General features: G+C 37.7%; 11 protein-coding genes. 9 read left to right on the forward strand and 2 right to left on the reverse strand.

What is annotated here, in order from left to right; translation table 11 throughout:
* Window positions 1-239: 239 nt before the first annotated feature.
* The gene (prlC, locus tag ABW51_RS07065) at window positions 240-2,279 is read right to left on the reverse strand and encodes an oligopeptidase A (protein WP_053466181.1); all 2,040 of its coding nucleotides are present in this window, start codon (window positions 2,277-2,279) and stop codon (window positions 240-242) included.
* A gap of 123 nt (window positions 2,280-2,402) precedes the next feature.
* On the opposite strand from prlC, the gene ABW51_RS07070 reads away from it, so the two are divergent.
* Window positions 2,403-2,765 carry a YbaN family protein gene (locus ABW51_RS07070; protein WP_053466158.1) on the forward strand — a complete coding sequence of 121 codons (363 nt, stop codon included), beginning with the start codon at window positions 2,403-2,405 and terminating at the stop codon, window positions 2,763-2,765.
* Window positions 2,758-4,302: a peptide ABC transporter substrate-binding protein gene (locus ABW51_RS07075; RefSeq protein WP_053466159.1), complete on the forward strand. Its 1,545-nt coding sequence runs from the start codon at window positions 2,758-2,760 to the stop codon at window positions 4,300-4,302. The genes ABW51_RS07070 and ABW51_RS07075 overlap by 8 nt, the downstream gene beginning before the upstream one ends.
* A gap of 315 nt (window positions 4,303-4,617) precedes the next feature.
* On the opposite strand, the gene ribA is transcribed toward ABW51_RS07075, so the two are convergent.
* On the reverse strand, window positions 4,618-5,268 hold the full coding sequence (gene ribA / locus ABW51_RS07080; protein ID WP_053466160.1) for a GTP cyclohydrolase II: 651 nt from the start codon (window positions 5,266-5,268) through the stop codon (window positions 4,618-4,620).
* 69 nt (window positions 5,269-5,337) lie between these two features.
* On the opposite strand from ribA, the gene ABW51_RS07085 reads away from it, so the two are divergent.
* The 7 genes from ABW51_RS07085 to gdhA all read left to right on the forward strand — a co-directional run bounded on the left by ABW51_RS07085 (window position 5,338) and on the right by gdhA (window position 12,132).
* Window positions 5,338-6,063 (forward strand): phosphatase PAP2 family protein, encoded by a 726-nt coding sequence (locus ABW51_RS07085; protein ID WP_053466161.1) that lies wholly within the window; start codon window positions 5,338-5,340, stop codon window positions 6,061-6,063.
* Between the two features lie 63 nt (window positions 6,064-6,126).
* Window positions 6,127-7,041, forward strand: coding sequence for an N-acetylglucosamine kinase (gene nagK / locus ABW51_RS07090; protein WP_053466162.1), 915 nt, complete (start codon window positions 6,127-6,129; stop codon window positions 7,039-7,041).
* 182 nt (window positions 7,042-7,223) lie between these two features.
* A complete protein-coding gene (locus ABW51_RS07095) occupies window positions 7,224-8,663 on the forward strand; it encodes an alanine/glycine:cation symporter family protein (RefSeq protein WP_053466163.1) in 1,440 nt (479 codons plus the stop codon).
* A gap of 172 nt (window positions 8,664-8,835) precedes the next feature.
* The gene (gene tatA / locus ABW51_RS07100) at window positions 8,836-9,063 is read left to right on the forward strand and encodes a twin-arginine translocase TatA/TatE family subunit (RefSeq protein ID WP_005629124.1); all 228 of its coding nucleotides are present in this window, start codon (window positions 8,836-8,838) and stop codon (window positions 9,061-9,063) included.
* Between the two features lie 3 nt (window positions 9,064-9,066).
* Entirely contained in the window at window positions 9,067-9,627 is a 561-nt protein-coding gene (gene tatB, locus ABW51_RS07105) for a Sec-independent protein translocase protein TatB (RefSeq protein WP_053466164.1), read from the forward strand.
* A 9-nt stretch (window positions 9,628-9,636) separates the two neighbouring features.
* Entirely contained in the window at window positions 9,637-10,407 is a 771-nt protein-coding gene (gene tatC / locus ABW51_RS07110; protein ID WP_053466165.1) for a twin-arginine translocase subunit TatC, read from the forward strand.
* Window positions 10,408-10,782: 375 nt separating this feature from the next.
* Window positions 10,783-12,132, forward strand: coding sequence for an NADP-specific glutamate dehydrogenase (gene gdhA / locus ABW51_RS07115; RefSeq protein WP_053466166.1), 1,350 nt, complete (start codon window positions 10,783-10,785; stop codon window positions 12,130-12,132).
* Window position 12,133: the final 1 nt, after the last annotated feature.

The following is a 12,133-nucleotide window of genomic DNA, read 5'->3' on the forward strand; positions in this document are numbered from 1 at the left end:
AAATCCTCAGAATATTTTGTGTAATGAGTTGGATAGATATGTGAAAAATTATACAGGAAATTAGTCTATTCTGCGTGAATTTCTATGAGTTTATCTTGTGGCTATTTGTAAAAATAATGTCTCGTTTGCAGTTTGTCTTGATAAAGTGCGGTTGAAATTTGCAATGTTTTTATGAAGGGCTTTTTTAGAGGAAAATATTTGAGAAAGGGCATGTCGTGCATGCCCTATAGTTTGACGTATTAGTTCATAATTCCTTTATGTCTTAACAACGCATCTAATTGCGGCTCTCTGCCACGGAAGCGTTTGAAGAGTTCCATTGGTTCTTCTGAGCCGCCACGCGTGAGAATTTCATCTAAGAATGATTTGCCGGTGATTGGGTTGAAAATACCTTCTTCTTCAAAGCGAGAATAAGCATCAGCTGATAAGACTTCTGCCCATAAATAGCTGTAGTAACCTGCGGCGTAGCCCCCTGCAAAAATATGGCTGAAACTGTGCGGGGTTCTTGCCCAATCTACGCCTTTTATGACGGCAACTTGTGATTTCACCGCTTTAAGAGTCTCTAATATTTGATTGGTTTTTTCCGCATCAAAGGTGTGATGTAAACGGAAATCAAAAATACCAAATTCAAGCTGACGTAAGATAAACATCGCAGCTTGGAAATTTTTTGCTTTTAATAATTGCGTAAGTTTTTCTTTTGGCAATGGCTCGCCTGTTTCGTAATGTCCTGAAATAAATGCCAAAGCTTCTTCTTCCCAACACCAGTTTTCCATAAATTGACTTGGTAATTCCACCGCATCCCAAGGCACACCGTTAATACCCGCCACATCGGAGACATCAATTTGAGTAAGCATATGATGAATGCCGTGACCAAATTCGTGGAATAGGGTAGTTACTTCATCGTGCGTAAATAACGCTGGCTTATTACCGCTAGGCGCATTGAAGTTGCAAGTTAAATAAGCCACTGGGGTTTGAATACTGCCATCTAGTTTACGCTTGTGCCCAATACAATCATCCATCCACGCCCCACCACGTTTATGTTCGCGTGCATATAAATCAAGATAGAAACTGCCACGGAGTTGATCGTTTTCATCAATTAAATCAAAGAAGCGCACATCTTTATGCCAAGTGTCCACGCCTTTGCGTTCCACTGCACGAATATTGAAAATGCGTTTAATTAATTCAAACAATCCTGAAATCACGCGATTTTCAGGAAAATATGGGCGAAGTTCTTCATCATTAATGGCGTATAAATGTTGTTTTTGTTTTTCGCTGTAAAAACCAATATCCCAAGGCGCAAGTTCAGTGACACCAAATTCTTTTTCGCAGTAATCTTTCAATTCTTGCAATTCTTTTTCGCCTTGAGGTTTAGCCCGTTCGGCAAGATGATCTAAGAAATCAAGCACTTGTTGTGGGTTTTCTGCCATTTTGGTGGCAAGTGAAAGTTCGGTGTAAGTATGAAAACCGAGTAATTTTGCCAATTCCACGCGTAACGTAAGAATTTCTTCCATAACTTTACTGTTGTCCCATTTGCCAGCATTAGGGCCTTGTTCAGAGGCGCGTGTTGCATAAGCACGGTACATTTCTTCACGCAATGCACGATTTTCACAGTAAGTCATCACAGGCAAATAACTTGGGATTTCTAACGTAAAACGATAACCTTTCAATCCTTTACTTTCGGCAGATTGTTGTGCAGCTTGTAGTGCGGATTCAGGTAAACCAGCAAGTTCTGCTTCGTTTTCAATGAGTTTTTCCCAGCCCATCGTGGCATCTAATACGTTATTGCTAAATTGTGAATTTAATTCCGATAAGCGCGCCACAATTTCGCCATAACGTTGTTGTTTCTCTTCTGAAAGCCCGATACCTGAAAGTTCAAAATCACGCAGTGAATTTTCAATGGCTTTCTTTTGCGCAATAGAATAATCGGCAAATTCAGCACTATTTTTTAACGCTAAATAGGCATTATAAAGTCCTTTATGCTGACCAACCCAAGTGCTGTATTCAGAAAGTAAAGGCAAGCAAGATTGATAGGCTTCACGTAATTCAGTGCTATTTTTTACTGAATTGAGATGAGAAACAGGCGACCAAGCACGGTTTAAGCGATCATTGGTTTCTGTTAAAGGCAAAATAAAATTTTCCCAAGTAAAGTGAGGTTGTTTTAACACTTGTTCTATTGTGTCACGACAATCTTGAATTAATTTTTCAACAGCGGGTTGAACGTGTTCTGGCTTGATTTGTGAAAATGGCGGTAAGCCTTGAATGTTAAGTAATGGATTTGACATAGACATAAATGTTCCTTTTTTGAAAACTGCTTTTTATGTGACGACAAATTCTATAATATCAAGGTTGAAAAATCTAAAAAATCAGTAATAATGGTTCGCATTTTCTTTTTTATTAGGAACATTATGAAAATTATTTACATTATTTTAGGTTTTCTTTCTCTTGCTCTTGGCATCATTGGCATTTTCCTTCCTATTTTACCGACCACGCCTTTTTTATTACTTACTTTATTTTTCTTCGCAAAAGGTTCAAAACGCTTAGAACAATGGTTTTTAGGTACAAGTATTTATCAAAAACATCTCAAGTCTTTTAATGAAAATCGATCTTTAAAGAAAAATACCAAAATTTGTATTTTGACTTTTGTCACCACAATGCTACTGATTGGTTTTTATTTCACGCCAAGTGTAATAGGTCGTAGTGTTATTGTTGCGTTGATTTGTATTAAGTTTTGGTTCTTCTTATTTTGGGTTAAAACCGAAAATGAATAATTTGTTCGCTTTGTGCCAACGAAGTGCGGTTATTTTTTCCATCATTTTTACGATGGTGGCTTGTGATAAATTGGATAGTCCCAAGCCTATTTTGCCTCAAGTTGAGACACCAAAAAATACTCAATTAGAATCTAACCGAGTTGAATTAAAACGTGGTGTTTATGGCGATTTGACTTTGCAACCTTGGCAAGCACAAAGCGAAGAACAAACTCAATTATTACGAGATCTTTTTGAAGGCTTAATGGCTTATGATGCGCAAGGTAATCTTGTTCCAGCTGTAGCAGAAAGTTGGCAAACCGAAGACAATAAAACTTGGATTTTCACTTTGCGTGAACATGCTAAATGGTCGAATGGTAAGCCTATCACTGCATCAGATTTTGTGCAATCTTGGCAAGCACTTTCTCAGTCTGAAAGTCCACTTAAAAATTATTTGGCTTTCATGAATGTGAAAAATGCGAAGACAGTATTGGAAAAAGCGTTACCTGTTGAATCCCTAGGATTGTTTGCCGAAAATGACCGCACTTTACGCATTGAATTAGATAAAGCATCACCATATTTACCTTCTATGTTGGCACACGTCAGCCTTTTGCCTCGCTATGCTAAATCAAGCGAAACGTTTATCAGCAATGGTGCTTATCAATTACAAAGTCAGGCTGAGAATCAGTACGTTTTAACTGCCAATCCTTATTATTGGGCAAAAGAAAAAGTGATATTTCAGCAAGTGAAGTATCAAAAAATTGCAGTTGATGCAGATTTATCTGATTTTGATGTTGTAATGAATCAGAAAAAAGTCGATCAGAATATCCAAGATTATCCGCAACTTTGTACTTATTTCTATGAGTTTAATCTTTCCGATCCTGTGTTACAAAAAAGTGCGGTAAGAAAAGCGATTGTTTCGATGATTTCTACCAAGAATTTGGTTGCAGATATTGCTCATCTTCATCCTAGCAATACTTTTCTGCCAAAATCTATGCTAGGTGAGCAAGAATCTATTTGGGAGCCTGTTGTTGCAGAACAGCTTCTTTCCCAAAATCAAATTAGTGAAACTCACCCGTTGAAATTACGTATTCGTTATGATGATTCGTCTCTGAATCAAACCATTGCAATGCAATTAAATCGTCAGTTATCGCAATCAGATTTATTACGAGTTGAAAATCAAGGGATGAGTTGGCAAGAATTACAAAGAGCTCGCACAAAAGGGGATTTTCAATTAATTCGTTCTGGCTGGTGTGCTGATTTTAATGATCCCGTCGCTTTCTTAAATTTGTTCTATTCAAAAAGCCCTGATAACAAAAATGGCTATAAAAATGCAGAATTTGATCGTTTATTTGAAAGTGCAATGATGACGACATCCGAAAAAGTGCGGTTAGAAAATTACGAAAAATTAAAAGAAATAGTTCAACAAGAACATTTAGTGTTACCCATTTTTCAATATAGTACGCCAGTTTATCTCGCACCAAGTATAATGGGCGCGCAAGTAAATTCCGTTGGAACCATTTACAGTAAAGATTTGTGGAGAAAGGTTCAAAATCAATAATTACCCTTGCAATCAAGAAAAAAAATCTTTAAGATTGGAGGCATTGGGGACAACTCCTACATCGTCCCCTTGCGATTATCTTAGATAACTGTGCCTGAACAGCTAACTAAACAACAGATAATCAAGAAAATGAAAAAGAGCGTTTTTTTCATTTTACTTACTCCTGATAAGCCCCGATCTTTGGAATACGAGACGGGGTTTCTCGTTTTTAGCAATATGCTAAAAAATCCTTCGATTATTCCGTAACTGTGAGTTTAAATAAAAAAGCCATACTGTTCAATATAACAGTATGGCTTTTTTAACATATCTTATTTGTTAAATAATCTCTTCCTGGCAATGTGGACAGGTCATTAAATGTTGTTCATCATTGTTATGCACAATGTAATGCCCCATTTTTTTCGCTTTTGTATCAAGATATTTTGTATTGTAGCGGTTTTCGCCCACATTAAGAGGAACTCGTTCAACCACGTTGATACCAGCTTTTTTCATGGTTTCTACTTTTTCTGGGTTGTTGGTCATCAAGCGAACTTTTTTGACACCAAGTAGCTCGAACATATCGGCACAGACTTCGAAGTTACGTTCATCTGCTTTGAAACCTAAAGCAAGATTGGCTTCAATGGTATCCATTCCTTTATCTTGTAAAGAATAAGCACGGATTTTATTAATCAAACCAATGCCACGGCCTTCTTCACGATGATAAATTAAGACACCGCGACCTTCTTCTTTAATTTGTTTCAACGCTGTCGCCAGTTGGAACCCACAATCGCATTTTAAGCTGTGAAGCGCATCGCCAGTTAAACATTCAGAATGGATGCGTGCTAACACAGGTTCATCAGCATTAGAAATATCGCCCATTACTAAGGCTACATGTTCTTTTTTGGTATCTGGAAATTCAAACCCCACCATTCTGAAAATACCATATTCAGTAGGTAAATTGGCTTGCGCAACTAGCTGAATTTTTGCCATAAAGTGATCCTTATTCGTAGTCATTTCTGTTAGAATGCGCGCGTTATTTTTTATTATCAAGGGGCGAGCATGTTTAAAAGGCTGTCATTATATACGTTATTACTTTGTCTTGTACCATTTTTTATTTGGGGTATTTCCTATCAGTGGCATGGCAATAGCCAATTAACTCAAGCTGATTATTGGCTTTATTTGCTCACTGAAACGGGTAGCGTACCTTATGCGTTGATCACCTGTGTGTTATTTACGATTTTGTTCGCCTTTTTATTCAAAAATCCAAAACAATGGATATTAGGCGTAATTGTGATGGGAATTTCAGTTATTGCCACTCAAGCCGCAAAAACAGGGGCAAAAGCATTATTTGAAGAACCTCGTCCATTCACCGTTTATCTAGCTGAGCAAACTCATTCAACGCCTGCAAACTTTTATAAAAATGACCGTACTTTGCGTGCAGAAATCGCTAAGAATTTTTATTCGATGGATGCCATTACACCAGCTTGGTTAGTTCATCATTATGAAAATGAAACAGGCTATTCGTTCCCCTCTGGACATACAATTTTTGCGGCAACTTGGCTAATGCTTGCTGTTGGCTTTACTCAATTATTGGGTAACCGTTCTTTTAAAGCAAAATTGCTGGTGGCGGGTATTGCAGTGTGGGGCTTGTTGATGTTGATTAGCCGTGTGAGATTAGGCATGCATTACCCAATAGATTTATTAGTGGCGACATTGCTGGCATGGTTGATTAATAGCATTATTTTTGCCTTTTTAAAGAAAAAGGCGATCTTTGTCATAAAATAATGATTAAAGTGCGGTTAAAATTTTGGTTAATTTTAACCGCACTTCTTTATACAGGAGCAGATTATGTATTATGGTTTAGATATTGGTGGTACGAAAATAGAGCTTGCCGTATTCAATGAAAAATTAGAAAAATTATATTCTGAACGGGTGCCAACACCTAAAACCGACTATGAAGAATGGCTTAACACAATTGTGGATTTAGTGAATCGTGCTGATGAAAAGTTTGGTGAAGTGGGCACCGTAGGGTTGGGCGTGCCTGGTTTTGTTAATCAACAAACTGGATTAGCCGAAATTACCAATATTCGTGTGGCAGATAATAAACCAATTTTACGCGATTTGTCTGCGCGTTTGGGCCGTGAAGTGCGGGCTGAAAATGACGCAAATTGCTTTGCGTTATCTGAAGCATGGGACGAAGAAAATCAACAATATCCGACTGTACTTGGTTTAATTCTTGGAACTGGTTTTGGTGGTGGCTTTGTCTTAAACGGTAAAGTTCATTCAGGTCAAGTGGGAATGGCGGGAGAGCTTGGTCATTTACAACTAAATTATCATGCTTTGAAATTATTGGGATGGGATAAAGCCCCAATTTATCAATGCGGTTGTGGTAACAAGGCTTGTTTGGATAATTATCTGTCTGGTCGCGGTTTTGAAATGCTTTATCGAGATTTAAAAGGTGAAACATTATCTGCGCGTGAAATTATTGATTTGTTCTATCAAGGCAATGAAAGTGCGGTAGATTTTGTGAATCTTTTTGTTGAATTGGCGGCGATTTCTATTGGCAATATTATTACGGCATTTGATCCGCATATGATTGTGCTAGGCGGTGGATTATCTAATTTTGATTACCTTTATGAGGCTTTACCAAAAGCATTACCACCTCACTTGATGCGAACAGCAAAAGTTCCACCAATTAAAAAAGCGAAACACGGCGATTCCGGTGGTGTGCGTGGTGCAGCAGCGTTGTTTTTAACCAAATAATTCAACAAACTAGCGGGCGTGTTCAAATAATACGTCCTTTATTTTAGAAAATATTTAGAATATTCTAAAATTATTAGATTTTTTCTTGTTTGTATTTCTTTTCTTTAGAGAAATTATTAAAAAATCTCGCCTTTTCATTGAAAACTCATACAATCAAATTATTTATCGCTTGAGGGATGATTATGGAATTTGAATTTTCAAAAATGTTAGAAGAAGTGCTAACTTGGATAGTCGCACACCTTGATGGACCTTTATGGGATGCCACAATTATTATTTTGCTTGGGACTGGTCTATTTTTTACCATTACAACAGGATTTGTGCAGTTCCGTTTATTTCCAGCAAGCCTTCGTGAAATGTGGTTTGGTCGTGCGGTAGAGGGAAGTTCGTTAACACCTTTCCAAGCGTTTACAACAGGTCTTGCGAGCCGCGTTGGTGTTGGTAACATTGGTGGGGTTGCAACGGCAATCGCCTTAGGTGGCGAAGGCGCAGTGTTTTGGATGTGGGTAACGGCATTTATTGGTATGTCGAGTGCTTTCGCTGAATCTACTCTTGCTCAATTATTTAAAATTCAGGATAAAGATGGCTCATTCCGTGGTGGCCCTGCTTATTATATTGTGCAAGGTTTAAAATCACGTTGTATGGCAGTGGCTTTTGCGCTTGCATTAATTTTTACATTTGGTTTTGCCTTTAATTCTGTGCAGGCAAACTCTATTGTTGAAGCGACGAGCAATGCGTGGAATTGGAAAGGGGAATATGTTGGTATTTCATTAGTAATTTTGACCGCACTTATTATTTTCGGTGGTGTTAAGCGGATTGCGATTATTTCGAGTAGTCTTGTGCCAATGATGGCGCTTTTCTATTTGATTATGGCGGTGATTATTCTTGGTATGCATATTGATATGATTCCTTCCGTGATTCATCGTATTATTCAAAGTGCATTTAGTTTTGATGCTGCCGCTGGCGGAATGTTTGGTGCGCTTGTATCAAAAGCAATGATGATGGGGATTAAACGTGGTTTATTCTCAAACGAAGCGGGGATGGGTTCTGCGCCTAATTCGGCTGCAGCAGCTCACGTTAAGCATCCAGTTAGCCAAGGTTTAGTGCAAATGCTCGGAGTTTTTGTTGATACAATGATCGTTTGTACTTGTACTGCCGTTATTATTTTGCTTTCAAATAATTATGGTAGCGAAACGCTAAAAAGTATCTCACTTACGCAAAATGCCTTGCAATACCACATAGGTGAATTTGGGGTGCATTTCCTAGCGTTTATCTTATTGTTATTCGCTTATTCTTCTATTATTGGCAACTATGCTTATGCGGAAAGTAATATCCGTTTTATCAAGAATAAACCTTGGTTTGTATTTTTGTTCCGTTTAATGGTGCTCTTCTTCGTGTATTTTGGTTCGGTTCGTTCAGGTAATGTGGTGTGGAATTTTGCAGATACGGTAATGGCAGTCATGGCAATCATTAACTTGATCGCAATTTTGATGTTGTCTCCAATCGTATGGAAATTGATGAAGGATTATCAACGCCAGCTTAAAGAAGGAAAAACACCAGAGTTTAAAATTGATGAACACCCTGAATTACGTAAGAAAATATTAGATTCCCGCATTTGGAAATAAAGATAAAATGGCTAGAAAGAAATTTTTAGCCATTTTTAGTTTATTTATATATTGCGTTTTATCATTAATATCGTGATAAATTGAAAATAATCCCCGATAGCTATTGTTCTACGTGGGTAAAAAGGGTATATTTCGACCCAAATTTTTTCTTTTTTACAGAACGGAGTTTATTATGTTTGGTTTATCCCCAGCTCAAATGATTATCTTATTAGTAGTCATTTTATTGGTTTTCGGTACGAAAAAATTAAGAAATGCGGGTTCAGATCTTGGCGCTGCAGTGAAAGGCTTTAAGAAAGCAATGCAAGATGATGAAAAAGCAAAAGATGCAGAATTTAAGTCTATTGACAATAATGCAACATCTGCAAAAACTGAAACTACAAAAGAGAAAGAACAGGCTTAATCCGTGTTTGATATTGGTTTTTCAGAACTTGTTTTGTTAATGGTGGTTGGCCTAGTTGTGCTAGGGCCGAAGCGTTTACCTGTCGCTATTCGCACAGTGATGGGCTGGGTGAAAACGATTCGTGGTTTAGCTGCCAATGTGCAAAATGAGTTGAAACAAGAACTAAAATTGCAAGAATTACAGGATAGTATCAAAAAAGCTGAATCTTTGAACTTGCAAACCCTTTCACCAGAATTGAGTAAAACGGTGGAGGAATTAAAAGCTCAAGCAGATAAAATGAAAGCAGAGCTAGAAGATAAAGCGGCTCAAGCTGGTACAACAGTGGAAGAGCAAATTAAAGAAATTAAAAGTGCGGCTGAAAATGCAGAAAAGTCTCAAAATGTGGCATTAACTGAGGATTCTACAGAAACTTTACCTGAAGTAGAAAAAACACCTGCAGATTTAACCGCACTTGAAGCCCACGAGCAAGCAGAATTGACCGAGCGTTTATCTGATTATTATCCGCCGGATGATATTGAAATTGCTCCAGCACCAAAATCTCAATCTTCAAAAACTGAATCATAGCGAGTTTTTATGAGTAATGTGGATGAATCTCAACCTCTAATTACACACCTTGTTGAGCTAAGAAACCGTTTATTACGCTGTGTGATTTGTGTGGTATTGGTTTTTGTCGCATTGGTGTATTTTTCCAATGATATTTATCATTTTGTTGCAGCACCTTTAACAACGGTTATGCCAAAAGGTGCGACGATGATCGCAACCAATATTCAAACGCCTTTCTTTACTCCAATTAAATTGACAGCGATTGTTGCTGTTTTTATTTCTGTTCCTTATTTGCTTTATCAAATTTGGGCTTTTGTTGCGCCTGCATTGTACCAACATGAAAAACGGATGATTTATCCGTTGCTATTTTCAAGTACAATTTTATTTTATTGTGGCGTGTCTTTTGCTTATTACGTTGTATTTCCGTTTGTATTTAGTTTCTTTACACAAACTGCACCAGAAGGCGTTGCTATTGCAACAGATATCAGCAGCTATTTAGATTTCGCTTTGGCATTGTTTTTAGCTTTTGGTGTGTGTTTTGAAGTACCGATAGCTATCATTCTACTTTGCTGGACTGGCGTAACAACAGTAAAAGCACTTTCAGGAAAACGTCCTTATATTATCGTGGGGGCATTTTTTATCGGCATGCTTTTAACGCCTCCTGACGTTTTTTCACAAACTTTACTCGCGGTGCCGATGTGCTTGCTCTTTGAGCTTGGTCTATTAGTAGCTCGTTTTTATCAACCAAAAGACGATGAAAGTGCGGTTGAAAACAACGATGAATCAGAAAAAACAGAATAATGAATCAATTAATATATAAAATGGGGGCTTAGCCCCTTTTTTATTGCATTGATGTCATCCTCGCGTTGTTTTTTCATAAAACAATATCTTTTGGTTTATTCGCGACTAAATGTGATTTATAGCTGAGTAAAAGAGTCGTATTTTCACCTAAAACATCATCATTTTATTACGTCATTATCTTTATTTTTATTTTCTATTTAATAAATTAGGTGATTTTTTAGATAATTTCTTTCTGTTTTGTTTTTCTTTAAATATCCTTCATAAAAATTATTGCAACGTTAAATTGCTCATTGCATATTGTCATTGCGCCCTATGAGGCGAACATAATAAAAAACACAATACACACAACATCAACAACAAAGAAGGAAATTCATTATGTCAACAGTTGCTTCCTTAGATGCATTCTTAGCAAAAGTCGCTCAACGTGATGGTCATCAACCTGAGTTTTTACAAGCGGTGAGAGAAGTATTTACTTCTATTTGGCCCTTTTTAGAAGCTAATCCTAAATATCGTTCAGAGGGATTATTAGAACGTTTAGTCGAGCCTGAACGTGCATTTCAATTCCGTGTGGCGTGGACTGACGATAAAGGGCAAGTACAGGTAAATCGTGCATTTCGTGTACAATTTAACAGTGCAATTGGTCCATTTAAAGGTGGTATGCGTTTCCATCCATCAGTAAATTTATCAATCTTAAAATTCTTGGGTTTTGAGCAAATTTTTAAAAATGCTTTAACTACATTGCCTATGGGCGGTGCAAAAGGTGGTTCGGACTTTGATCCAAAAGGAAAATCAGATGCAGAAGTCATGCGTTTTTGCCAAGCATTGATGGCTGAACTTTATCGCCATGTAGGGGCAGATACGGATGTACCAGCAGGCGATATAGGTGTTGGTGGGCGCGAAGTTGGTTATCTAGCTGGCTATATGAAAAAATTATCGAACCAAGCTGCATGCGTCTTTACAGGGCGTGGATTATCTTTTGGTGGTAGTTTAATTCGTCCAGAAGCAACGGGATATGGATTAGTTTATTTTGCTCAAGCCATGTTAGCTGAAAAAGGCGATAGCTTTGCGGGTAAAGTTGTATCGGTTTCAGGTTCTGGTAACGTAGCGCAATATGCTATTGAAAAAGCATTATCGCTTGGCGCAAAAGTGGTGACTTGCTCTGACTCATCAGGCTATTTTTATGATGCTGAGGGATTTACTACTGAAAAATTAGCCGCACTTTTAGAAATTAAAAATGTAAAACGTGGTCGAGTGAAAGATTATGCAGAACAATTTGGCTTGCAATATTTTGAAGGCAAACGCCCTTGGGAAGTGAAAGTTGATATTGCGCTTCCTTGTGCAACTCAAAATGAATTAGAACTTTCAGATGCTCAACTTTTAATTAAAAATGGCGTGAGATTAGTCGCTGAAGGCGCCAATATGCCAACTACCATTGAAGCAACAGAAGCGTTACAGGCTGCAGGTGTATTATTTGGACCTGGTAAAGCGGCTAATGCTGGTGGCGTGGCGACTTCCGGTTTAGAAATGGCGCAAAGTTCACAACGTTTGTATTGGACTGCAGAAGAAGTAGATGCAAAATTGCATCGAATCATGCTAGACATTCACGCAAACTGTAAAAAATACGGCACGATTGAGGGGCAAGAAAATATTAACTATGTGGTAGGCGCAAACGTAGCAGGTTTTGTCAAAGTCGCTGATGCCATGTTGGCACAAGGTGTTTATTAAT

The sequence above is a fragment of the Haemophilus sp. C1 genome (assembly GCF_001276515.1).
Classification (GTDB): Bacteria; Pseudomonadota; Gammaproteobacteria; order Enterobacterales; family Pasteurellaceae; genus Haemophilus.

Coding starts and splice junctions, on each gene's coding strand:
- prlC (WP_053466181.1), bottom strand. CDS start 2,279: ATGTCAAATCCATTACTTAACATTCAAGGCTTACCGCCATTTTCACAA.
- ABW51_RS07070 (WP_053466158.1), top strand. CDS start 2,403: ATGAAAATTATTTACATTATTTTAGGTTTTCTTTCTCTTGCTCTTGGC.
- ABW51_RS07075 (WP_053466159.1), top strand. CDS start 2,758: ATGAATAATTTGTTCGCTTTGTGCCAACGAAGTGCGGTTATTTTTTCC.
- ribA (WP_053466160.1), bottom strand. CDS start 5,268: ATGGCAAAAATTCAGCTAGTTGCGCAAGCCAATTTACCTACTGAATAT.
- ABW51_RS07085 (WP_053466161.1), top strand. CDS start 5,338: ATGTTTAAAAGGCTGTCATTATATACGTTATTACTTTGTCTTGTACCA.
- nagK (WP_053466162.1), top strand. CDS start 6,127: ATGTATTATGGTTTAGATATTGGTGGTACGAAAATAGAGCTTGCCGTA.
- ABW51_RS07095 (WP_053466163.1), top strand. CDS start 7,224: ATGGAATTTGAATTTTCAAAAATGTTAGAAGAAGTGCTAACTTGGATA.
- tatA (WP_005629124.1), top strand. CDS start 8,836: ATGTTTGGTTTATCCCCAGCTCAAATGATTATCTTATTAGTAGTCATT.
- tatC (WP_053466165.1), top strand. CDS start 9,637: ATGAGTAATGTGGATGAATCTCAACCTCTAATTACACACCTTGTTGAG.
- gdhA (WP_053466166.1), top strand. CDS start 10,783: ATGTCAACAGTTGCTTCCTTAGATGCATTCTTAGCAAAAGTCGCTCAA.